Raw genomic sequence first — 22,232 nt, 5'->3', positions numbered from 1 at the left:
CCGGATGCCTAGAGTGCGGGGGACCGACCCGCGCTGTGAGAGGTTCCTGATGCCCGACGATGCCCCCGCCCTGGATCTGCTGGCTCTGCTGCCGGAGCGGTGGCGTGCCGTGCTCACACCTCATCTGGATCCGGCCCGCACCGCCGCGCTGGCCGAGTTCGTCGCCCGGGAGTACGCGACGCAGACCGTCTTCCCGCCGCTGACGGATCTGTTCTCCGCATACCGGCTCTGCCCGCCGGAGGGCACCCGGGTGCTGATCCTGGGCCAGGACCCCTATCACCGGGCCGGCCAGGCGCACGGGCTGAGCTTCAGCGTCCGGGGCGGGGTAACGGTGCCGCCGTCGCTGCGCAACGTCTTCAAGGAGCTGGGCGACGACCTGGGCGTGCCCAAGCCGCGCAGCGGCAACCTCGACGGCTGGGCGGCGCAGGGCGTGCTGCTGCTCAACGCGGTACTGACGGTCCGTCAGGCCACTCCGGGCTCGCACGCCAACTCCGGCTGGGAAGAGTTCACCGACGCCACGATCCGGGCACTGGACGGGTCAGCGGACCGGGTGGTCTTCCTGCTCTGGGGCGGGTACGCCCGCAAGAAGGCCGCCCTGGTCACCAATCCGCAGCATGTGGTGCTGGAGGCCGGTCACCCCAGCCCGATGAACCCGCGCGGCTTCCTCGGCAGCCGGCCGTTCAGCGCGGCCAACAAGGCGCTGGCCGACGCCGGCCTGCCCACCATCGACTGGGACCGCACCGCCGGCTGACCTGCCCGGTCCGGCTGGGCGACCGCCCGTGTTGGCTACTGCCCGGCCGGGCCAGTCCTGTTGCCACGCTGGTCTGCCCCGGCTTGGGCCGCCGGGTCAGTCCCGCTAACCAGCTGCCGGGCCCGCTAGCGGCGCAGCAGGTCGCCGGCCCGTGGCTCGGTCAGCTCCAGCTGGACCAGCGGCACGACCTGATAACCCCGCCCGGCGTGGCGTACCTCGATCGTTTCGGGCAGTTCGTCGCACATGGTGGCCCTGATCTCGCCGTAGCGGGTCGTCCAGCGGTGCTCGCCCTGTTCCTCGGGCTCCAACCACACCCCGCCGAACTCACCCCAGCGGGCGTTCCACCGCTGGCCGTAGGCGGCCTCCAGCCAGTGGGTGAACCGTTTCGAGTCTTGCCAGCGCACGGCGATCTCCAGCGCCTTAACGGGCACCGGCGCGCCCTGCAACAGTGCCGCCGTGCTTCCGGTGATCACCTGTGGGAAGTCGGTGAGCTGGTCCAACATCCGGTGCAGGCCCAGCTCGTCGATCCGCTCGGCGATCGGCCGGGCGGCCAGGTCGTCGATCCGGGCGTCGAGGTGTGCGTCCAGCGGCTCGACCCCGACGACCAACTGCACGTCCATCGCGGCGAGCAACGCCTCGAGCACGGCGATGCTGGGCGCGCGGTTACCGCATTCGATCCGGGCCACCGCCGCCTGGCTGACGCCGGCCAACTCGGCCAGCTCACATTGGCTCAGCTCGCGCAGGTGCCGTTGCTGTCGGATGGCGGTGCCGAGCAGAGTGACGAGGCCCGTGGATGGCATCCCGGGATGATGGACCAGGTCGGGCGGTGGCGGATACCGCTGAGGCGGATTGGCGACTGGCTGGCTTTCGTATCGAGATCCGCTGCGCGGACGGCGTGCCTTCTGCGGCTGGTCATGTCCTGATGAGCGCTATATCTGTGAGTCATAGTTATGACTCACAGGTATAGCGCTCGTTGGGGACTTGTTCGCCCGGCCGGGGACTTGTTCGCCGGTAGGGGACTTGCTCGCCCGGTCGAGGCGCCTCGCCCGGTCGGGGCGCCCCGTCGCCGAACTGTCGCCCGGTGACCGCAAAAGGACGCCGGGCCTGGCGTAGGCGGTCGGACTGGGCGAACGGGCCGGGCAGGGCGACTGCGATGCCGGGGCTGGCTGGGGCTGGCGGCGTGGCTGGGGGTGCGGCCCGGTTGCGGCGGCAACGCGGTTGCGAGCGGCTGTCCGCTGCGGGTGGCGGTCCGGTTGGGGCGGCGGCCAGGTTGCGGGCGGCGGCCAGGTTGCGGGCGGCAGACCGGTTGCGGCGGCGGCATGGCGAGTGGCGGGGTGTAATCGGGGGGTCGCGGCGGGGCGGCTAGGCTGGCTAACCGTGCTCGTACTCGTGGTGGACAGCTCGACCCCCGCGGTGACCGCCGCGCTGGTGGAGGTCTCGGCGGACGGTGTGGCGTCCCGGGCGCACCGGTGCACGGTCGACGCCCGCGCGCACGGCGAACTGCTGGCGCCTCAGGTCGACGCGGTCCTCGCCGACGCCGACGCGCGCCCGCGGGACCTAGGCGCCATCGTCGCCGGGCTCGGGCCGGGGCCGTTCACCGGGTTGCGGGTCGGCCTGGTCACCGCCGCCACCATGGGCCAGGTGCTCAACATCCCGACGTACGGCGTCTGCTCGCTGGACGGCATCGGCTACCCGGCGGCAGCCGGCGAGCCGGTGCTGGCCGCCAGTGACGCTCGCCGCAAGGAGCTCTACTGGGCCGTCTACGACGGCGCCGGCCAGCGGATCGTCGGGCCCGAGGTGTCCACGCCCGCGGTGGCCGCCGCCCGTGCCGGGGAACTGGGAGCGACGGTCGCGGTCGGCGACGGCGCCCACCGGTACGCGGAAACTCTCGGCCTGCCGGTCCGTGTCGAGACGCGCTACCCGGACGCCACCGTGCTGGCGCTGCTCGCCGCCGAGCGGATCCGGGCCGGCGCGCCCGGTGAACGGCTCACCCCGCTCTACCTGCGCCGCCCGGACGCCGTGGTGGCGACCGCCCGCAAACCGGTCCTTCCGTGAGCGCGAGGAGTGAGTCGGGTTTGCGAGCCCCGCAGTCGCGAACCGAGGCGGCACCGTGAGTGTGCGGCTGGACCGGTTCCGCTGGTGGCACATCGACCAGGTGCTGCCGATCGAGGCGGACCTCTTCGGCGCCGAGCAGTGGTCGCCGGCGATGTTCTGGAACGAGCTAGCCAACGGGCACCACTACCGGGTCGCCACCGACGACGACGGCACGGTGCTGGGCTACGCCGGGCTCGCCGGGGCTCCGCCGGACGAGGTGTGGGTGCAGAACATCGCGGTCCGCCGTGACGCGCAGCGGCGCGGCGTCGGTCGTGCCCTGCTGGAGGAGTTGCTCGCCGAGGCGGCCCGGGTGGGCGCCCGCAGCACCCTGCTGGAGGTCGCCGTGGACAACGCCCCCGCCCAGCGGCTCTACGCGACGTACGGGTTCGAGCCGATCGGGGTACGGCGCGGCTACTACCAACCGAGCAATACCGACGCGCTGGTCATGCAGCGCGTCGCCGAGCCGACCGGGGACGGACCACACGACCATGGCTGACGAACCGCTGATCCTGGGCATCGAGACCTCCTGCGACGAGACCGGCGTCGGCATCGTGCGGGGGCACACCCTGCTGGCCGACGCGCTCGCCTCCAGCGTCGAGGAGCACGCCCGGTTCGGGGGCGTGGTGCCCGAGGTGGCCAGCCGGGCCCACCTCGAGGCCATCGTGCCGACCATGGACCGGGCGCTGGCCGAGGCCGGCGTCACCCTGGCCGACATCGACGCGATCGCGGTCACCTCCGGCCCCGGGCTGGCCGGCGCGCTGCTGGTCGGCGTCGCCGCCGCCAAGGGGTACGCGCTCGCCGCCGAAAAGCCGGTGTACGGCGTCAACCATCTGGCCGCGCACGTCGCGGTGGACACCCTCGAGCACGGTCCGCTGCCCGAACCGGCCATCGCGCTGCTGGTGTCCGGCGGGCACTCGTCCCTCCTGCTGGTCGACGACCTGGCCCGGGGCGTCACCCCGCTCGGCGCCACGATCGACGACGCGGCCGGCGAGGCGTTCGACAAGGTCGCCCGGCTGCTCGGGCTGCCGTTCCCGGGCGGCCCGCCCATCGACCGCGAGGCCCGGGCCGGCGATGCGGCCGCGATCGCGTTCCCGCGCGGCCTGACCGCCGCCAAGGACCTCGCCGCACACCGGTACGACTTCTCGTTCTCTGGGCTGAAGACGGCGGTGGCCCGCTGGGTCGAGGCGCGGCAGCGCGCCGGTGAGCCCGTGCCGGTGGCCGACGTCGCCGCGTCCTTCCAGGAGGCGGTCTGTGACGTGCTGACCACCAAGGCGCTCGCCGCCTGCCGGGCGAGCGGAATCGAGACCCTGGTGATCGGTGGGGGCGTGGCGGCCAACTCCCGGCTGCGGGCGTTGGCCGAGCAGCGGGCCGAGAAGTACGGCATCCGGGTCCGGGTGCCCCGGCCGAAGCTCTGCACCGACAACGGGGCGATGGTTGCCGCGCTCGGGTCGCACCTGGTCGCCGCCGGGGTCGCGCCCAGCCGGCTAGACCTGCCGGCCGACTCGGCGCTGCCGTTGACCACGGTCAGCGTGTGACGGGGACGGCGGACATGATCGTGCGGATGTGGGAGGCGCGTGCGGAGGCGTACGGCGTCGCCGACCTGATCACCTGGGTGTGCGACACCGCCCTGCCCGAGTTGGAGCACGACCCGCTGCACGTGTCCAGCGAGGTCTTCTCCTCCACCGACCACCGGGTGGTGGTCATCTCCAAGTGGCGCAGCAACCCACGCCCGCTACCCGAGCCGCCCGCGCTGCTGGTGGCCCGTGCCCCGCACTCCTGGGACTTCACCCAGGTCGACCGCTGACCCCGCCGACCCCGCTCCTCATGGTGAGCTGCGGCACCTTCAGGCGGTAATTGATTCGCCCGCGCCGGTGTCGCCGCCTAGCGTCGAGCCGCTATGCGCTTCTCACCGGCCGGCGAGCCCGGCGTACCCGATACCCGGTCGGCGACCCGCTATCTGATCTGGTTGGCCGGCCGGCACAAGCGGCTGTTCACCGCCGGCATCGCGCTCGGCGTGGTGTGGATGGTGGCGCAGGCGCTGATGCCGGCCGCCGTCGGCCGGGCCGTCGACGGGTTGGCACGCCGCGACGAGGACGCCCTGCTCACCTGGGGTGTGGTGCTGCTCGGGCTGGGCGTGCTCCAGGCGGTCGCGGGGATCCTGCGGCACCGCTGCGCCGTGCACAACTGGCTGGCCGCGGCGTACCGGACGGTGCAGTTGACGGTGGAGGCGGCGAACCGGCTCGGCGCCGCGCTGCCCCGCCGGGTCGCCGCCGGGGAGGTGGTGAGCATCGGCACCTCCGACATCGGCCAGATTGGCCACGCCATCGACATCACCGCCCGGGGCACCGGCGCGCTGGTCGCGATCGCCACCGTCGCGGTGATCCTGCTGAACGCCTCGGTGCCACTCGGGCTGGTCGTGGTGCTCGGCGTGCCGCTGCTGATGGCGGTGGTGGCTCTGCTCATCCGGCCGCTGCACCGCCAGCAGCAGGCGTACCGGGACGCGGAGGGAGCGCTGACCACCCGGGCCGGTGACATCGTCTCCGGGCTGCGGGTGCTGCGCGGCGTCGGGGGTGAGCCGGTGCTCTCCGCCCGCTACCGGGCCCGGTCGCAGGAGCTGCGTACGCGTGGCCTGCGGGTGGCCCGGGTCGAGTCGCTGCTGGAGGCGGCGCAGGTGCTGCTGCCCGGCGCCTTCCTGGTGCTGGTGACCTGGCTGGGCGCCCGGTTCGCGCTGCGCGACCAGATCAGCGCCGGGCAACTGGTCGCCTTCTACGGCTACACCGCGTTCCTGGTCAACCCGCTGCGCAACCTCACCGAGGCGGTCGACAAGCTGACCCGTGGGCACGTGTCGGCCCGCCGGGTGGTCCGGCTGCTGCAACTGACCCCGGAGCTGGTCGATCCGGCGCAGCCGGTGGCGCTGCCGGACGGGCCGGGGGAGCTGGCCGACCCCGGCTCCGGAGTCGTGCTGCACCCCGGCCGGTTCACCGCGCTGGCCGCCACCGCCCCCGAGGACGCGGCCGAGATCGTGGACCGGCTCGGCCGGTACACCGATTCGGACGCCACGCTGCACGGCGTACCGCTGCGGTCGCTGGCGCTGGCGACGGTGCGCGCGCGGATCCTGGTGGCCGACAACGACGCGCATCTGTTCACCGGCCGGCTCCGCACGGAGCTGGACCCGCACGACCGGGGCGACGACGCGGCACTCGCCGCGGCGCTGGTCGCGGCGAGCGCGACGGACATCGTCGAGGCGCTGCCCGACGGGCTGGACAGCCCGGTGGCCGAGCGCGGCCGGGAGTTCTCCGGAGGGCAGCGGCAGCGGTTGCGGTTGGCCCGCGCGCTGGTCGCCGACCCGGAGACGTTGCTGCTGGTCGAGCCGACCAGCGCGGTCGACGCGCACACCGAGGCCCGGATCGCACAGCGGCTGGGTGACGCGCGTGCCGGCCGGACCACCCTGGTCTGCACCACAAGCCCGCTGGTGCTCAGCCGAGCCGACCGGGTGATCTTCGTGGAGGACGGCAAGGTGGTGGCCAAGGGGACGCACGCCGAGCTGCTGGACGGCGAGCCGCGCTACCGGGCGACGGTCAGCCGGGAGGAGGACTGATGGCCACCGCACTGCCGGTCGCCGACGCGCGGCAGGTCCGCCGGTACGCGCGCACGCTGGTCCGCCGGCACCCGCGCGCGCTGGCCGCCGCCCTCGGCCTGCACGCGCTGGCCGCCGCCGCCGGGCTGGCCGCGCCGCGGCTGCTCGGCGACCTCGTGGAGGGCATCTCCCGAGGTGTCGGCCAGTCCACCGTGGACCAGATCGCGCTGCTCATCGGCGGTTTCGTGCTGGCCCAGTCGGTGCTGGTCCGCTTCGCCCACCTGGCCTCGGCGCGGCTCGGTGAGCGGGTCCTCGCCGAGCTGCGTGAGGAGTTCGTGGACCGGATCCTCGACCTGCCGCTGGCCACCGTCGAGCGGGCCGGCACCGGGGACCTGCTCACCCGCACCTCCCGGGACGTCTCCGCGCTGTCGCGGACCGTCCGCCTGGCGGTGCCCGAGACACTGATCGCGGTGGTCACCACCGGGTTCGTCATCGGCGCGCTGCTGCTGATCGGCCCGCTGCTCGCGCTGCCCTGCCTGCTGGCGGTGCCGCTGCTCTGGGCCGGCACCCGCTGGTACCTGCGCCGCGCCCCCGCTGGCTACCTGCGGGAGAACGCCGCCTACTCGGACATCACCGACGGGATCAGCGAGACCGTCGAGGGCTCGCGGACCACCGAGGCGTTGCGGCAGCAGGCGCGCCGCCGGGCCCGCATTGACGTGGACGTCCGCCGTTCGTACGCGGCGGAGCGGTACACCCTCAACCTGCGGACCGTCTTCTTCCCGGTGGCCGAGATCGGGTATGTGGTGCCGGTGGTCGCCACGCTGCTGATCGGCGGCTGGTTCTACCTGCGGGGCTTGGTCAGCCTCGGTCAGGTCACCGCGGCCACCCTCTACGTGCAGCAGCTGGTGGACCCGGTCGACCGCCTGCTGTCCTGGCTGGACGAGCTCCAGGTGGGCGGCGCCTCGATGGCCCGCCTGCTGGGTGTGGCCCGTACCGGCGACAGCCCCGTGGCCGACGCGCGGCCCGCAAGCAGCGCGCCGGCCTCGGCCGCATCCGACGCGGGCGGCGCGGAGCAGCTCGCCGCCCGCGACGTCCGGTACGCCTACCGGACGGGGCGGGACGTGCTGCACGGGGTGACCCTGGTTCCGCGGCCGGGGGAGAAGCTCGCCATGGTGGGGCCGTCCGGTGCCGGCAAGTCCACCCTGGGTCGGCTGCTGGCCGGGGTGCACGCCCCGCGCAGCGGCTCGGTGACCGTGGACGGCCGGCGGCTGGACGAGCTGCCGCTGGACGAGCTGCGCTCGCACGTGGCCCTGGTCACCCAGGAGCACCACGTCTTCATCGGCTCGCTGCGGGAGAACGTGGCCATGGTCCGGCCGGGCGCCGACCCGGCGCGGGTGCGGGCGGCGCTCGCCGCGGTCGCCGCCCTGGACTGGGCCGAGGCGCTGCCCGACGGGCTGGACACCGTGGTCGGCGCCGGTGGGCACCCGCTCTCGCCGGCGCAGTCGCAGCAGGTGGCGCTGGCCCGGTTGGTGCTGGCGGACCCGCACACCCTGGTGCTGGACGAGGCGACCTCGCTGATCGACCCGCGTGCCGCCCGGGAGCTGGAACGCTCCCTGGCGGCCGTGCTGGCCGGCCGTACCGTGGTCGCCATCGCGCACCGGCTCTTCTCCGCGCACGACGCCGACCGGGTGGCGGTGGTGGAGGACGGCCGGATCACCGAGCTGGGCCCGCACGACGAGCTGGTGGCGGCCGGTGGCTCGTACGCGGCGCTGTGGCGCTCCTGGCACCACAGCGACGAGCCCGGCGACCCGGCCGCCACCAGCTAGGCGCCGCCGACGGTCAGGTGCGGCGCAGCATCCGGTAGGTGGCGATTCCGCCGGTGCCCAGCGCGGCGAGGAAGACCAGCCAGACGACGGTGCTGCTGACCCCGACCTGCGGGCCGGCGTTCGCGGCGGCGGCGGCCAGCAGCCCGTCGTTGCCGGGGGCGGGCAACGCCGCCGGCGGCAGCTCCGGCCAGCGAACCAGATTGGTGCTCTCCAACATCTGCATGTGGTGCAGCACGAAGCTGTTGGCGTCGTCGCAGAGCTTGCGGACGGTGGCGTCCCGGGTGCTCGCCCGCACCGCGCCGATCACCGGAAAGATCTTGCCGTGGGCCACCCGGAGCCGGGTGACGAAGATCTGGTCGAACCGGGCGCCGGAGGCCTTCTGCATCTCCGACAGCCAGCCCTTCTGCTCGGCCGTCGGCTCGGACGGGATGCTCGCGCCCAGCTTGTTGGCGGCGTTCACGACGAGCTGGTCGAGCTGCTGGTGCTCGTTGGCGATGCCCGCGCCGATCTCCCGGACCTTGGCCGACTGCCCCTTATCGGCGGCCATCTGACCGGCCGGCATCTCCCACAACCCGGCCAGCCGCACACCGTTGAGCAAGGTCATGTCTGCGGCGTTGAGCTGCTGCCCGCCGGCGGGCGCGGCGACGGCCACGCCGGGCAGGACACCGACCCCCGCGATGACAGCGATGAGCAGCATCGCCGCCCGGTGGGTCCGGTTGCCCAGCCGGCGACGGGCGGATCTGAGCGGTGCCATGTCTGCGGTGCCTCCTCGGTCCGGACCAGAACGCGTCTGGACCGGGCAGCCACGTGCCGCCGGCTGCCCGTCCGTCCACTGGTACGGACTGACCGCCCGATCAGTTCACCGGTTGGCGGCGCGGATCAGCGGGTGACGGCGAGGAAGCCGCCGAGCAGCAGCAGGGTGAGCGCGGCGACGGCGAAGAGCACCAGCAGCTCGCGACGGCCGTGCCCGGCGGGATCGCCGCCGGCCGGCGCGTCGGCGGCCGGGCTGGGCAGGGCCGGCAGGTCGCGGGTCAGTGCGGCCAGGTCACCGAGGGTGCGGGAGGTCCACACCGCGCCCACCCGGTCGGAGAACTCGTCCAGGGTGAGCCGGCCCGCGGTGGTGTGCCGGTGCAGCTCGGCGACCACCCGGTTGCGGTCGTCGTCGGAGGCGCGCAGCTCGACATCCACGCCGGACAGGGTACGCGGGTCAGCCCACGTCGAGGGGGTCGGCGAGGAGCCGCTCGAAGGCCAGTTCGGCGGCGCCGATCAGGGGCGCGTTCGCACCCAGCTTCGGGGTGCGCAACCGGACGTGTTCCAGGCAGGCGCTGAGCGCGTTCGAGTTGAGCCGGCTGCGGATCTGGGCTGCCGCGGCGAGGTAGAGGTCACGCATGGTGCCGCCGAAGATGACCATCTCGGGGTTGAAGACGTTCACCAGGTTGGCCACCCCGAAGCCGAGCCAGTCACCGGCCTGGCGGACCGCCGTCTGGGCCCGGGCGTCGCCCCGGTCGGCGGCGTCGAAGACCGCCAGCAGCGCGTCCCGGCCCCGGGCGTCGGAGCGTCCGGCCGCACGGAGCAGGCCGTGCTCGCCGATCTCGGTCTCCCAGCAGCCCCGGGAGCCGCACTCGCAGGGCATGCCGTCGCGGACCACCTTCATGTGGCCGACCTCGCCGCCGTACCCGCCGTGCCCGGTCAGCCGACGCCCGCCGGCGATGATGCCGGCGCCCACGCCGACGTCCCCGTACAGGTAGATGACGTTGTCGCAGCCGGCGGCGACGCCTCGCGCGTGCTCGGCGAACGCGGCCACGTCGGCCACGTTGCCCACCGTGATCGGCACGTCGATGCCCAGCTCGGCGCCGAGCGCCGCGCCGATCGGCTCGTCCACCCAGCCGGTGGTCGGGCCGAGTCTGACCAGGCCGTCGTCGCGGCGGACCATGCCGCAGACCGCGACGCCGGCGCCGACGCAGATCGCGTCGCGCGGCACGCCCTGCTGCATTTCCTTGACCGCACCGGCCAGCAGCGGCGCGGCCTCCGCGGCCAGCAGCCCGCGCGGTCTGTCCAGATCCCGGCGGTCCAGCACCGCGCCGCCCAGGCCGATCCGGGCGGCGCGCAGCCGGTCCACCTCCACGGAGTACGCGTACGCGAACACCCGGGCCGACTCGGGCCGGACGACCAACGACGGCCGTCCGGCCCGGCCGGTCTCCTTCGGCGTTCCCTCGCTGACCAGCCCCACGCCGGCCAGGTCCGCGGTGAGCGCGCCGATGGTGCTCCGGTTCAGGCCCAGCGTGGTGGTGAGTTCGGCGCGTGTGGTCGCCCCGTGGACGTGTACGTGCCGCAGCAGTGCCCCGAGGTTCTGCCGTCGGACCTCGTCCTGACTCGGTGCCGGGCGCATCGTGGTGTTTCCTCCCGCGGTCAGCGGGTGCCGGTGGCTGCCGCGCGGCGGCGGGAGAGCGCGTCGACGCTGGCGGCGAGCAGCAGCACGACGCCGGTGACCACGTACTTGACTCCCGCGCTGTATCCCATCAGTCCCATTCCATTTTCGATGACCGCGACCACCGCACCGCCGAGCACGGCGTCGAGGACCCGTCCCTTGCCTCCGAAGAGGCTGGTGCCGCCGATCACCGCCGCGCCGACGGCGTAGAGCAGTACGTTACTGCCACCGGTGTTCGGGTCGACCGAGTTGGCTCGGCTGGCCGCCACGATGCCACCGATGGCGGCCATCGAGGAGCAGATCACGAAGACCGAGATGCGGATGCGGTCCACCTCGATACCGGCCCGCCGGGCCGCCTCCCGGTTACCGCCCACCGCGTAGACGTGCCGGCCGTAGCTGGTGCGCTGGAGCACGAAGGTCCAGACGATCAGCAGCACCGCGATGACCGGCACCACGATCGGCACGCCCTTGAGCGAGACGACCAGGACGTTGCGGCTGCGCTCCAGGTTGAGGATGTACACCGCCGTGCCGAGGATGACGGCGAGCGCGCCGATCCGGACGGCCACCACCGCGATCGGGTCGGTGATCAGCCCGCGGGCCACGCGGTTGCGGTGCCGCAGCAGCTGCACCGCCGCGTACCCGGCGACCGCGAGGGCGGCCAGCACCCAGCCCAGGACGGGGCTGAGGTTGCGGTTGGCGATGGCGACCAGGACCTCGTCGCGGACGGAGATGTTGGTGCCCTCCTTCACGAGCATCAGCACGATGCCCTGGAAGGCGAGGAAGCCGGCGAGGGTGACCACGAAGGACGGAATGCCGATCTTCGCGACCAGCAGGCCGAGACTGGTGCCGATGACCACACCGGTGGCGACTGCGGCGAGCACGGCGACCCACCAGGGGTAGCCGAGCACGGTGACCGCATTGGCCAGCACCGCGGCGCAGACGCCGCTGGCGAAGCCGGCGGAGAGGTCGATCTCGCCGAGCAGCAGCACGAAGACCAGGCCCATCGCGATCAGCGTGACTGCGGCGCCCTGGGTGAAGAGGTTGGCGAAGTTGCCGGCCGACAGGAACGACGACGGCCGCATGACCGCGAAGACGGTGCAGAGCACGACCAGGCCCAGCACCGCCGGCAGACCGCCGACGTCACCGCCGCGTACCCGGCTCCAGTAGGTGCGGAGATGGCTTCCGACGGTCGGCGGTGGTGTGACGGCGGCGGGGCCGCCCTTCCGCACGGCGGTGGTGGTCATCGGTCGCCTCCTGGGGTCGAGTCGGCCGGCTGCGCGCCGTTGCCGTTGCCGCCCGGGTCGGTGGCGAGGCCGAGCCCGCCCGAGCGCCCGGCGGTGATCAGTTCGACCACCTGGGCATGGGTGATGTCGGTGGTCTTCACCTGGGCGACCATCTGACCGAGGTACAGCGCGGCGATCCGGTCGGAGACGGCGAAGACGTCGTTCATGTTGTGCGAGATGAGCACCACGGCCAGGCCGTTGTCGGCGAGCCGGCGGACCAGTTCGAGCACCTGGGCGGTCTGCGCCACGCCGAGCGCCGCGGTCGGCTCGTCCAGGATGACCAGCCTGCTGTTCCACAGCACCGCCTTGGCGATGGCCACGGTCTGGCGCTGACCGCCGGAGAGGCTGGAGACGTGCTGGCGCAGCGAGGTGACGGTGCGGATGGAGAGCCCGGCCAGCGTCTCGGCGGCGAGCTGTTCCATGGTCGGTTCGTCCAGGACGATGCCGCTGCGCCTCTCCCGGCCGAGGAACATGTTCTGCACGATGTCCAGGTTGTCGCAGAGCGCGAGGTCCTGGTAGACGACCTCGATGCCGAGCGCGGCGGCGTCGCGGGGGTTGCCGATGTGGACCGGTTCGCCGTTGAACAGGACCTCGCCGGCGTCGGTGGGGTGGATGCCGCTGATGCACTTCACCAGGGTCGACTTGCCGGCGCCGTTGTCACCGACCAGCGCGGTCACCTCGCCGGGGTGGACGGTGAGGGCGACATCGCGGAGCACCTGGACGGGACCGAAGCTCTTGTCGATCCCGCGTAGTTCCAGCAGGGGGGTCGCGGACACGAGGGGTCTCCTTAAGGGAGGGTCGGGGTCCGTCCGGCGGTCGCCGCCCGGCACGGGATGGGTGCTCCCGTGCCGGGCGGCGATGGTCGTTCCGGCGGGTACTGCCGCGTCGGTCAGCTGATGCCGGCGTCGGCGCAGAGCTTGGCGTACGTCCCGGAGCAGACCTCTTCCTTGGTCACGTAGCCGTCGGCGATGACGTCCTTGACGTTCTCCTTGTAGATGGCCTTCGGGGTGAGCAGCACCGAGGGGACGTCGCGGCCGCCCTCCGGGTCCTTCACCGTCTGGCCGGTGTCCTTCTTCTCGCCCTTGGCGAGCGCGATGGCCAGGTCGGATGCGGCCTTGGCCTCTTCCCGGACCGCCTTGTAGACGGTCATGCACTGGTCGCCGGCGAGGATGTTCTGCAGGCCCTCGGGGGTGGCGTCCTGCCCGGTCACCGGCACCTTGCCGTTGAGCTTGTTCTTCTTCAGCACCGAGATGGCCGCGTTGCCGAGACCGTCGTTGGCGGCCAGGACGCCGTCGATCTTGCCGTTGGCCTTGGTGAGCTGCTGCTCGAAGATCGTCGCGGCCTGCGTGTTGTCCCACGCCGGTACGGCATCCTCGGGGCCCTTGGTGTATTCCTTGGCGTCGAACTTCGGCTTGAGCACCGAGTCGTAGCCGTTCTTGAACAGAGTGGCGTTGTTGTCGGTGGGGGAGCCGTTGAGGTACGCCACGACCGGGTTCTTGGCGCCCTGGTCGGTCAGGCACTTCGCCAGACCTTCGCCCTGGAGCTTGCCCACGGTCTCGTTGTCGAAGCTGACGTAGTACTGGGCCGAGCCGCCCAGGGTGAGCCGGTCGTAGTCGATGGTGGCGACGCCCTGCGACTTGGCCTTGTCGAGCACGGCCTTACCGGTGCCGGAGTCCAGGTTGACGATCATCAGGGCGGTGACGCCGCTGGTGATCATCTGGTCGGCGATGGTCTGGAAGGCGGTCTTGTCGTTCTGGGCGTTCTGGATGTCGTACTGGACGCCGGCGGCCTTGAACGCCTCTTCCAGGTATCGACGGTCCGCGCTCTCCCAGCGGGCGGAGGACTTGCTGTCCGGCAGGATGACGCCGATCTTGGGGGTCTTGGCGGAGCTGGCCTGGTCGTCGCCGGAGTCGCCGCCGCAGGCGGTCATGCTGCCGGTCGTGAGCAGGCCCACGGCGGCGATGGTGAGGAGCCCCTTACGCATGTGCAGGGTCCTTTCGGGGTGGGGGAAGGTGTTTCTTTTGTTGTGCCCGGCAACGTATTGCGCACCGCGCACGGTCCACAAGACCGGCGGAGTGTCAAGTTTGTTGGGAGCGATAACAATTCAGCAACGCGACTGTCACTCCCCGGTCATCCAGGGGAGATGACCATGAGCGGCAGCTGTCAGCGGGTCTGCAGCGCTGCCGTGCGCGCCTCGGTGAGCGCCACGAGATCGGCCGCGGTCATTTCGAGTTGCAGACCCCGCCGGCCAGCGGAGACATAGATCGTCGGCAGGTCCAGCGCGGATTCGTCCAGCACGGTGGGCAGTCGCCGGCGCTGCCCGAGCGGGCTGATCCCGCCCCGCACGTAGCCGGTCGCCCGCTCGGCGACCGCCCGCTCGGCCAGCGCCGCCCGCTTGCCACCGACCGCCGCCGCGAGCGCCTTGAGGTCGAGCTCGCCGGTCACCGGGACGACCGCGACGGTGAGCGCGCCGTCGACCTCGGTCACCAGCGACTTGAACACCCGCTCCGGGGGCACGCCGAGCGCCGCCGCCACCAGCGCGCCGTAGTTCGGCGTGTCCGGCGCCACCCGGTACGGGTGGGTGCGATGCGCGATCCCGCGCTTGACCAGCAGTGCCGTTGCCGGAGTGCCCTGTCCCGCCACGTGAGCGAACCTAGTCGACCGGCTGGCAGATCAGAACCGTCGGTGCCCCGGCGACCCGGGTGAGCACCAGGCTCGCCGCCGCGTCACCGGTCAGTCGCAGGTCCCGCCGGAGCTGCTCCGGGGTGAGCGCGGAACCCCGCTTGAGGATCTCCACCCGGCCCACCCGGCGGTCCCGCAGCAGGGTCCGCAGGCGCTTGAGCGAGAACGGGAGCACGTCGGTCACCTCCAGGCAGCGCGCGTACGGGGTGCGGGTCGGCTGGTCGGCGTAGAGGTAGGCGATGCTCGGGTCGCCGAGGGTGGCGTCCAGCTCGCCGGCCAGCTCGGCGACCAGGTGCGCGCGGACCACCGCCGCATCCGGGTCGTACAGGTAGCGGCGCACCGGGCCGACCGGAGCCTCGGCGGCGCCCGAGCCGGTGAGCTGGTGGCGGGGGTCTCGTCGCCGCCCGCTCCCTGCCGGTAGAGCGTGGCGCGGCGGGGCACCTCCGCCAGCTCGCCGCACCAGAGCGCGGCCTCGACCAGGTCGCCATCCACGCCCACCCACTCCGCCTCCGCGCCGGCCGGGATGAGCGCGTGATCCAATCCCGGCGCCACCTTGACGACGGTGCGCGGCACCCGCTCGGCGAGCCCGGTGACGAAGTCCCACGGCGGCGAGTAGGCGCGCGGATCGAAGATCCGCCGCCCGGTCCCGGCCCGGCGTCGGGCCGGGTCGCAGAAGACCCCGTCGACCCGGGAGACGTCGAACGTGGTGGCGTCGCCGCACTTGACCGTGAACAGCTCGGCCAGCCCGGCCGCGTCAGCGTTGGCGGCGGCCATCGCGGCGGTCACCGGGTCGGCCTCCACCCCGTACACCCGGATGCCGGCGCGGGCGGCGGCGAGCGCGTCGGCGCCGAGGCCGCAGCCGAGGTCGGCCAGGGTGCGCACGCCGGCATCGCGCAGCCGGGCGGCACGGCGGTCGGCGACCACCCGGCGGGTGGCCTGCTCCAGCCCGGCGCGGGTGAGGAACATCCCGGCGGCGGCCGGGCCGAACTTGCCGACCGCCCGGTGGCGCAGCTCGGCCTGGGTCAGTGCCGCCGAGGCCAGCGCCGGCGGCACACCGGTCGCGCGCAGGGCCGACGCCGCGGCCAGCGGGTCACCGCCGGCCAGCCCGGCCGCCGCCGCGAGCGCGGCCGACCCCTCGGGGGTACGCAGGGCCGTCAGCTGGTCGAGATCCACCCGGTCATTCTCCCGGGCCGGCCGGGCTGCCCGGACAGTGGTGTCAGTCGGTGGGCGTAGCGGCGACGAACGCCCGCCAGCTCGCCGGGGTGAAGGTGAGCACCGGCCCGGTCGGGTCCTTGCTGTCGCGCACGGCGACCACGCCGGGCAGGTTGTCGGCGACCTCGACGCAGGCGCCACCGTTGTTGGTGCTGCGGGAGGACTTGCGCCAGGTGGCGTGGGTCAGGCCCATGTCTGCACCACTTCCTCGAGCAGCCGGGCGGACTGCCGGCATGGCAGCGCCTCGCCGGTCACAGGCTCCCAGCGCCGCTCCAGGGCGGCAACGTCGTTCGGGCTGTCCACGGTCGGCCCCCGGAGCTGGTTGTCCAGGTGGACCAGCTCGGCCCCACTCTGGAGCCGGGCCAGGATGAAGGGGCCGTGGAGCCCGATGTACCAGGGGGCGTCGGCCGGCACGACCCGGACCTGCACGTTCGGTGCGGTGCCCACGGCCAGCAGATGCTGTAGCTGCTCGCGCATGATCTCCCGATCGCCGAGTTGCCGGCGCAGCGTGTGCTCCTCCAGCACCGCCACGAGGTGCGGACGCGGCTCGGCGGTCAGCAGGGCCTGGCGGGCGAGCCGGGCCACCACCCGCGTCTCCACCTCGTCGGCGGTCAGCTCGCCGAGCACACCGAGCATCGCCCGCGCGTGCCCCTCGGGCTGGAGCAGGCCGGGAATCACCGTCGGGTCGTACCAGCGCAGCGCCGCCGCCTCCCGCTCGTTCTCGTCCCACGGGCGGAACCAGTCGGGCGCGGCGTGGAAGCGGATCAGCTCCAGCATGCCGGTGAAGAGACCGCCGGTATCCAGGGTCGAGTCGATGCGGGCGACGTAGTCCGGCTTGACCGGGCTCTGCCCGGTCTCGACCGCACTCACGTACGACGATGAGTAGTTGATCAGCTTGCCCAGCTCCTCCTGGCTGAGCCCGCGCGCCTGGCGTGCGCGGCGTAGCTGTTCGTGCAGGAACGTCAGTGTCGGTATCCGGGACACTCGGCTCGCCTTTCCGCAGCTCTGGTGGTGGCAACCGACGGTAGGGAGATGGCCACTCCGTGACGAGGTGCTCCCGGCGTGTTGCGGTAACGACTGGCGGAACTGTGGCGACACGGCGGGCGGTGCGTTGGCACTCTCCTTGACGGAGTGCTAGCCACGGAATAACCTGCGATTAGCACTCTCACCCCGAGGGTGCCAGCTCCCGGGTCTCACGACTCGGGTGCAACGCCAGGCGGACCGGCACCCGCGACGACGGCCCCGCCCGGTGGCATGTGGCAGATTGACGCTGGCCGGCCCCGCCGGTCAGCAACGAAACCAGTACCCCAGGAGGGTATGCCCGTGACTACCGCGACCAAGGTTGCGATCAAGCCGCTCGAGGACCGGATCGTGGTCCAGGCGAACGAGGCTGAGACCACCACGGCGTCGGGCATCGTGATCCCCGACACCGCCAAGGAGAAGCCGCAGGAGGGCACCGTCCTCGCTGTCGGCCCGGGCCGGATCGACGACAACGGCAACCGTGTGCCGCTCGACGTCAAGGTCGGCGACACCGTTCTCTACTCGAAGTACGGCGGCACCGAGGTCAAGTACGCCGGCGAGGAGTACCTGGTGCTCTCCGCCCGCGACGTCCTCGCGGTCATCGAGAAGTAAGCAACCGATCAGTGTCATTGCCCCGGTCCGGCTCGCCGGGCCGGGGCAGTGGCGCTTCGAAGGGACATTCATGGCGAAGATCCTGAGCTTCTCGGACGACGCCCGGCACCTGCTGGAGCACGGTGTCAACGCCCTCGCTGACGCGGTCAAGGTCACCCTCGGCCCGCGCGGGCGCAACGTCGTCCTGGACAAGAAATTCGGTGCGCCGACGATCACCAACGATGGTGTGACCATCGCCAAGGAGATCGAGCTCACCAATCCCTACGAGAACCTCGGCGCGCAGCTGGTCAAGGAGGTGGCGACCAAGACCAACGACGTCGCCGGCGACGGGACCACCACCGCGACCGTGCTGGCCCAGGCCATGGTCCGCGAGGGCCTGCGCAACGTGACCGCCGGGACCAACCCGGCCGGGCTCAAGCGCGGCATCGACGCGGCGGCCACCAAGATCTCTGAGGCGCTGCTCGGCCGGGCCGCGGAGGTCACCGGCAAGGAGTCGATCGCGAACGTGGCGACGATCTCCGCGCAGGACTCCACCATCGGCGAGCTGATCGCCGAGGCGATGGAGCGGGTCGGCCGCGACGGCGTCATCACCGTCGAGGAAGGCTCCGCGCTCACCACCGAGCTGGACGTGACCGAGGGTCTCCAGTTCGACAAGGGCTTCATCTCGCCGAACTTCGTCACCGACCTGGAGGGTCAGGAGTCCGTCCTCGAGGACGCGTACGTCCTGGTCACCACCCAGAAGATCTCGGCGATCGAGGAGCTGCTGCCGCTGCTGGAGAAGGTCTTGCAGAACAGCAAGCCCCTGCTGATCATCGCCGAGGACGTGGACGGCCAGGCGCTCTCCACCCTGGTGGTCAACTCGCTGCGCAAGACCCTCAAGGTCTGCGCGGTCAAGGCCCCGGGCTTCGGTGACCGGCGCAAGGCGATGCTCCAGGACATCGCGATCTCCACGGGCGCCGAGCTGGTCGCCCCGGAGTTGGGCTACAAGCTCGACCAGGTTGGCCTGGAGGTGCTCGGCACCGCCCGCCGCGTCGTGGTCGACAAGGAGAACACCACGATCGTCGACGGTGGCGGCCAGAAGGCCGACGTCGCCGACCGGGTGGCTCAGATCCGCAAGGAGATCGAGGCCTCCGACTCCGACTGGGACCGGGAGAAGCTGGCCGAGCGGCTGGCGAAGCTCTCCGGTGGCATCGCCGTGATCAAGGTGGGCGCGGCGACCGAGGTCGAGATGAAGGAGCGCAAGCACCGCATCGAGGACGCCATCGCGGCGACCAAGGCTGCGGTCGAGGAGGGCACCGTGCCCGGCGGCGGCGCCGCCCTGGTGCAGATCCTTCCGGTGCTCGACGACGACCTGGGCTTCACCGGTGACGAGAAGGTCGGCGTCTCGATCGTGCGCAAGTCGCTGGTCGAGCCGCTGCGCTGGATCGCGCAGAACGCCGGCCATGACGGCTACGTCGTGACCCAGAAGGTCGCCGACATGCAGTGGGGCAACGGCCTCGACGCCGCCGCCGGCGAGTACGTCGACCTGGTCAAGGCCGGCATCATCGACCCGGTGAAGGTGACCCGCAACGCGGTCACCAACGCCGCCTCGATCGCCGGCCTGCTGCTCACCACGGAGAGCCTCGTGGTGGAGAAGCCGGAGCAGGCCGAGCCGGCCGCAGCCGGTGGGCACGGCCACGGTCACGGCCACCAGCACGGCCCGGGCTTCTGACCCGGTAGCGGTAACGTCCCGGGGCGCACCGTCGTACGGCGGTGTGCCCCGGTCCGTCTTCGGCTCATTACCGAACCCTGACGTGGTTGGCGACCCGGCGAGTTGATCGCGCACACTGGGCCGATGAGCACCACGTCGCGGCGGTACGCCGCGCTGGCCGGAGTCACCGCCGCCGCCATCGCGATCGGGATCGCGGAACCGGTGGCGGTGCTGACCGGGCCCCGGTCGGCGCCGCTGGTCGCGGTCGGCGGGGTGGTCGTCGACGCCGTCCCGGAGTCGCTGAAGCAGCTCGCCATCGACATCTTCGGCACCGCCGACAAGATCGCCCTCCTGGTCGGCACCGCGCTGCTGCTGGGCGCGTTCGCCGCGCTGCTCGGGATGCTGGCGGCGCGCCGGTTGGCCCTCGGCCTGACCGGGATCGCGGCGTTCGCCGCCGTCGGTGCGGCCGCCGCGCTGACCCGTTCCGGCGCGGACGCCGCCGACGCGCTGCCGTCGCTGGCCGGCGGCGGTCTCGGCGCCCTGGTGCTCTGGATGTTCATCGCCGGTCCGCTGGAGCTGGACCCCTGGCCCTGGTCCCCGCCGACGCCGATCGCACCCCGCGACGAGGCACCGCAGGCGCCGGTGTCGCCGGCCGGCCCGATGACGTCGGACCACCTCCCGGTGCCGGTGACCCCAGCCGCGCCGCCGGAGCCGGACGTGCCGAGCGGGCGGGCGCCCGGCGAGGGCGTCGAGCCGGAGTCACGGCGGCGGTTCCTAACCGGTGCCGGAGTGCTGCTCGGCACGGCCGCGGTGGCCGGTCTCGGCGGGCGCTGGCTGGCCGGGTGGCGCGGAGTGTCCGCCGCCCGGGAGGCGATCCGCCTGCCCGCGCCGGTCGCCCCCGCACCGGCCCTGCCGGCCGGCGCGGACCTCTCGATGGCCCAGCTCGCGCCGTACGTCACCCCGAACTTCGGGTTCTACCGGATCGACACCGCGCTGGTGGTGCCGCAGGTGGACCCGGCGACCTGGCGGCTGCGGATCCACGGGCGGGTCCGTACCGAGCGCACCTACAGCTACGCCGACCTGCTGGCCCGGCCGCTGGTCGAGCGGTACATCACGCTGGCCTGCGTCTCCAACGAGGTGGGCGGGGACCTGATCGGCAACGCCCGCTGGCTCGGCGTACCCCTGCGCGAGCTGCTGGACGAGGTCGAGCCGGAGGAGGACGCCGACCAGGTCGTCGGCCGGTCGGTCGACGGCTGGACGTGTGGCACCCCCACCGCCCTGCTGCGCGACGGGCGGAACGCGCTACTGGCGATCGGCATGAACGGCGAGCCGCTGCCGGTCGAGCACGGCTTCCCGGTCCGGGTGGTGGTGCCCGGCCTCTACGGCTACGTGTCCGCCTGCAAGTGGGTCACCGAGCTGGAGCTGACCCGGTTCGCCGACTTCGACGCGTACTGGGTGCCGCGGGGCTGGTCGGCCCAGGGGCCGATCAAGACACAGTCGCGGATCGACGCGCCCCGGGCGCGCAACCGGCTGACCACCGGCCCGATCACCGTGGCCGGGGTGGCGTGGGCGCAGCATCGGGGCATCCGCCGGGTCGAGGTACGCGTCGACGGCGGGCCCTGGCAGGAGGCGGAACTGGCCCCGACGGTGTCGGTGGACACCTGGGTCCAGTGGTCGTGGCGCTGGGACGCCACGCCGGGCGAGCACCGGCTCCAGGTCCGGGCTACCGACGAGACCGGCGAGACCCAGACCGAGCGCGCCCAGGGCGTCGTCCCGGACGGCGCGACCGGCTGGCACACCGTCACCGTCACCGTCCGCTGATTGCGGTCGCATGCTGGCGAACCGGGGTCAACCGGTCACCGATCCTCGCTAACCTCAGCCGGTGGAGGCAGGGCGTGGCGGTAGGCGCTCCCTGATCCATGGCTACGGCGTGGCGCGCCGGGCCAGCTGGCTGGAGCTCTTCTTCGACCTGGTGTTCGTGGTCGCGGTGCTCCGGCTCGGTCAGCGGCTGGTGGACGATCCGACGGCCCACGGAGTGCTGGTCTTCGCCGGTCTGATCAGCGCGATCTGGTGGTTGTGGTTCAGCTTCTCCTATTTCGCCGATCTCTTCGACGACGACCGTCCGCCGAGCCGCCTGGCGCAGCTGACCGCGATGCTCGGGGTCCTCGCGTTGGCAGCTTCCCTCCCCGGTGAGGCCGCTGCGAACGCCAGCCGCTTCGCGGTGATCTACGCGCTGCTGCTGGCGCTGCTCACCGCGATGTACGCGGTCGTGGGCTGGCTCGATGTCGAGGCACGGGAATTCTGCTGGTGGAACGCCGCCGGCTTCCTGGCCGCCGCCGGGCTCTGGTGCGGCTCGCTCCTGGTGTCCCCACCCGTGCAGTACGGCATCTGGGGCGTCGCACTCGTCGTCAACGCCGCGATCGCCGGGCCACTGGCCTACGCCGTGGTGCGCCGGGCGCCGACGCAGAAGTCCCACATGCCCGAGCGGTTCGGTCTCTTCACCATCGTCGTGCTGGGTGAGGCGGTCCTGGCGGTCGCCAACGGGATCGACGCCACGGGGTGGCGGGGTGTCTCGGTGGCGATCGGGATCGGCGGTTTCGTCATCGCCAGCGGGGTGTGGTGGGTGTATTTCATCGCCACCTTCGACAGCGAGGCGGGAAACAGGGTGCTGCGCGCCGGGCGGCAGGCGGTGGTCCGAAGCTACTTCTACGCGTACGGTCACCTGCTGGTCTACGCGGCGATCGTGACCGCCGGTGTCGCCGTCGAACTGGCGGCGGAGGAGGCGGCCCACCGAGGGCCCGGACATGACGTGGCGGGGCGGCTGCTGGGCGGCAGTCAGCTGGCCATGATCGTCGGCTGCGTCATCATCTACCGGGGAATCAGCCTGTCGGTCGGCCGCCCGGTGGCGCTGGCTCAGGCCGGGGTGGGACTCGTCGCGCTGGTGGTCGCGCTGGGGGGACTGCCGCCGCTGGTGGCGGTGTGGCTCACTGCGGCGGCCTGGGTGGTGCTGGCAGTCGTCGAACAACGTGCCGCGTCGGGCCGGTCTCGCTGACGGCC

21 protein-coding genes and 1 pseudogene are annotated in these 22,232 nt (G+C 72.6%); 11 read left to right on the top strand and 11 right to left on the bottom strand.

Annotated elements, in window-relative coordinates; all coding sequences use genetic code 11:
• The first annotated feature begins 49 nt into the window (after positions 1-49).
• Complete coding sequence (ung, locus tag BUS84_RS19445; protein WP_074314509.1) at positions 50-751, top strand: uracil-DNA glycosylase; 702 nt, start codon at positions 50-52, stop codon at positions 749-751.
• Between the two features lie 125 nt (positions 752-876).
• Here the strand turns inward: ung and BUS84_RS19440 are convergent, their stop codons facing one another.
• On the bottom strand, positions 877-1,551 hold the full coding sequence (locus BUS84_RS19440) for a helix-turn-helix domain-containing protein (protein WP_074314507.1): 675 nt from the start codon (positions 1,549-1,551) through the stop codon (positions 877-879).
• A gap of 577 nt (positions 1,552-2,128) precedes the next feature.
• Here BUS84_RS19440 and tsaB point away from each other — a divergent pair.
• The 6 genes from tsaB to BUS84_RS19410 all read left to right on the top strand — a co-directional run bounded on the left by tsaB (position 2,129) and on the right by BUS84_RS19410 (position 8,248).
• Complete coding sequence (tsaB, locus tag BUS84_RS19435; protein WP_074314505.1) at positions 2,129-2,806, top strand: tRNA (adenosine(37)-N6)-threonylcarbamoyltransferase complex dimerization subunit type 1 TsaB; 678 nt, start codon at positions 2,129-2,131, stop codon at positions 2,804-2,806.
• Positions 2,807-2,867: 61 nt separating this feature from the next.
• The gene (rimI, locus tag BUS84_RS19430) at positions 2,868-3,341 is read left to right on the top strand and encodes a ribosomal protein S18-alanine N-acetyltransferase (RefSeq protein WP_074314503.1); all 474 of its coding nucleotides are present in this window, start codon (positions 2,868-2,870) and stop codon (positions 3,339-3,341) included.
• A complete protein-coding gene (tsaD, locus tag BUS84_RS19425; RefSeq protein WP_074314501.1) occupies positions 3,334-4,380 on the top strand; it encodes a tRNA (adenosine(37)-N6)-threonylcarbamoyltransferase complex transferase subunit TsaD in 1,047 nt (348 codons plus the stop codon). The genes rimI and tsaD overlap by 8 nt, the downstream gene beginning before the upstream one ends.
• 14 nt (positions 4,381-4,394) lie before the next feature.
• Positions 4,395-4,649 (top strand): hypothetical protein, encoded by a 255-nt coding sequence (locus BUS84_RS19420; RefSeq protein WP_074314499.1) that lies wholly within the window; start codon positions 4,395-4,397, stop codon positions 4,647-4,649.
• 93 nt (positions 4,650-4,742) lie between these two features.
• Positions 4,743-6,443, top strand: coding sequence for an ABC transporter ATP-binding protein (locus tag BUS84_RS19415; RefSeq protein WP_074314497.1), 1,701 nt, complete (start codon positions 4,743-4,745; stop codon positions 6,441-6,443).
• Positions 6,443-8,248 carry an ABC transporter ATP-binding protein gene (locus BUS84_RS19410; RefSeq protein ID WP_074314495.1) on the top strand — a complete coding sequence of 602 codons (1,806 nt, stop codon included), beginning with the start codon at positions 6,443-6,445 and terminating at the stop codon, positions 8,246-8,248. The genes BUS84_RS19415 and BUS84_RS19410 overlap by 1 nt, the downstream gene beginning before the upstream one ends.
• A 13-nt stretch (positions 8,249-8,261) precedes the next feature.
• On the opposite strand, the gene BUS84_RS19405 is transcribed toward BUS84_RS19410, so the two are convergent.
• The 10 genes and pseudogenes from BUS84_RS19405 to BUS84_RS19360 all read right to left on the bottom strand — a co-directional run bounded on the left by BUS84_RS19405 (position 8,262) and on the right by BUS84_RS19360 (position 16,837).
• Positions 8,262-9,002, bottom strand: coding sequence for a DUF4142 domain-containing protein (locus tag BUS84_RS19405; protein ID WP_074314493.1), 741 nt, complete (start codon positions 9,000-9,002; stop codon positions 8,262-8,264).
• Positions 9,003-9,127: 125 nt separating this feature from the next.
• The gene (locus BUS84_RS19400; RefSeq protein WP_074314491.1) at positions 9,128-9,436 is read right to left on the bottom strand and encodes a DUF1707 SHOCT-like domain-containing protein; all 309 of its coding nucleotides are present in this window, start codon (positions 9,434-9,436) and stop codon (positions 9,128-9,130) included.
• Positions 9,437-9,455: 19 nt separating this feature from the next.
• Positions 9,456-10,637 carry an ROK family protein gene (locus tag BUS84_RS19395; protein WP_074314489.1) on the bottom strand — a complete coding sequence of 394 codons (1,182 nt, stop codon included), beginning with the start codon at positions 10,635-10,637 and terminating at the stop codon, positions 9,456-9,458.
• 20 nt (positions 10,638-10,657) lie between these two features.
• The gene (locus BUS84_RS19390) at positions 10,658-11,920 is read right to left on the bottom strand and encodes a sugar ABC transporter permease (RefSeq protein WP_074314487.1); all 1,263 of its coding nucleotides are present in this window, start codon (positions 11,918-11,920) and stop codon (positions 10,658-10,660) included.
• The gene (locus BUS84_RS19385) at positions 11,917-12,735 is read right to left on the bottom strand and encodes an ATP-binding cassette domain-containing protein (protein WP_074314485.1); all 819 of its coding nucleotides are present in this window, start codon (positions 12,733-12,735) and stop codon (positions 11,917-11,919) included. Before BUS84_RS19385 ends, BUS84_RS19390 begins: the two co-directional genes overlap by 4 nt.
• A gap of 113 nt (positions 12,736-12,848) precedes the next feature.
• Positions 12,849-13,943, bottom strand: coding sequence for a sugar ABC transporter substrate-binding protein (locus tag BUS84_RS19380; protein WP_074314483.1), 1,095 nt, complete (start codon positions 13,941-13,943; stop codon positions 12,849-12,851).
• Positions 13,944-14,122: 179 nt separating this feature from the next.
• The gene (ybaK, locus tag BUS84_RS19375) at positions 14,123-14,602 is read right to left on the bottom strand and encodes a Cys-tRNA(Pro) deacylase (RefSeq protein WP_074314481.1); all 480 of its coding nucleotides are present in this window, start codon (positions 14,600-14,602) and stop codon (positions 14,123-14,125) included.
• Positions 14,603-14,612: 10 nt separating this feature from the next.
• Positions 14,613-15,814 (bottom strand): annotated as a pseudogene (locus tag BUS84_RS19370) (THUMP-like domain-containing protein).
• A 43-nt stretch (positions 15,815-15,857) separates the two neighbouring features.
• Complete coding sequence (locus BUS84_RS19365; protein WP_074314479.1) at positions 15,858-16,046, bottom strand: DUF397 domain-containing protein; 189 nt, start codon at positions 16,044-16,046, stop codon at positions 15,858-15,860.
• On the bottom strand, positions 16,037-16,837 hold the full coding sequence (locus BUS84_RS19360) for a helix-turn-helix domain-containing protein (protein ID WP_159451049.1): 801 nt from the start codon (positions 16,835-16,837) through the stop codon (positions 16,037-16,039). The genes BUS84_RS19365 and BUS84_RS19360 overlap by 10 nt, the downstream gene beginning before the upstream one ends.
• A gap of 333 nt (positions 16,838-17,170) precedes the next feature.
• On the opposite strand from BUS84_RS19360, the gene groES reads away from it, so the two are divergent.
• The 4 genes from groES to BUS84_RS19340 all read left to right on the top strand — a co-directional run bounded on the left by groES (position 17,171) and on the right by BUS84_RS19340 (position 22,227).
• On the top strand, positions 17,171-17,485 hold the full coding sequence (groES, locus tag BUS84_RS19355) for a co-chaperone GroES (RefSeq protein ID WP_084757526.1): 315 nt from the start codon (positions 17,171-17,173) through the stop codon (positions 17,483-17,485).
• Between the two features lie 70 nt (positions 17,486-17,555).
• A complete protein-coding gene (groL, locus tag BUS84_RS19350) occupies positions 17,556-19,196 on the top strand; it encodes a chaperonin GroEL (RefSeq protein WP_074314477.1) in 1,641 nt (546 codons plus the stop codon).
• Positions 19,197-19,319: 123 nt separating this feature from the next.
• Complete coding sequence (locus BUS84_RS19345; protein WP_074314475.1) at positions 19,320-20,996, top strand: molybdopterin-dependent oxidoreductase; 1,677 nt, start codon at positions 19,320-19,322, stop codon at positions 20,994-20,996.
• Positions 20,997-21,057: 61 nt separating this feature from the next.
• Positions 21,058-22,227, top strand: coding sequence for a low temperature requirement protein A (locus tag BUS84_RS19340; RefSeq protein ID WP_084757525.1), 1,170 nt, complete (start codon positions 21,058-21,060; stop codon positions 22,225-22,227).
• Positions 22,228-22,232: the final 5 nt, after the last annotated feature.

It is taken from the genome of Micromonospora cremea, from assembly GCF_900143515.1.
GTDB lineage: Bacteria > Actinomycetota > Actinomycetes > Mycobacteriales > Micromonosporaceae > Micromonospora > Micromonospora cremea.
The sequence above is the reverse complement of the archived record's forward strand: the minus strand, read 5'-3'. Positions and strand labels throughout refer to the sequence as shown.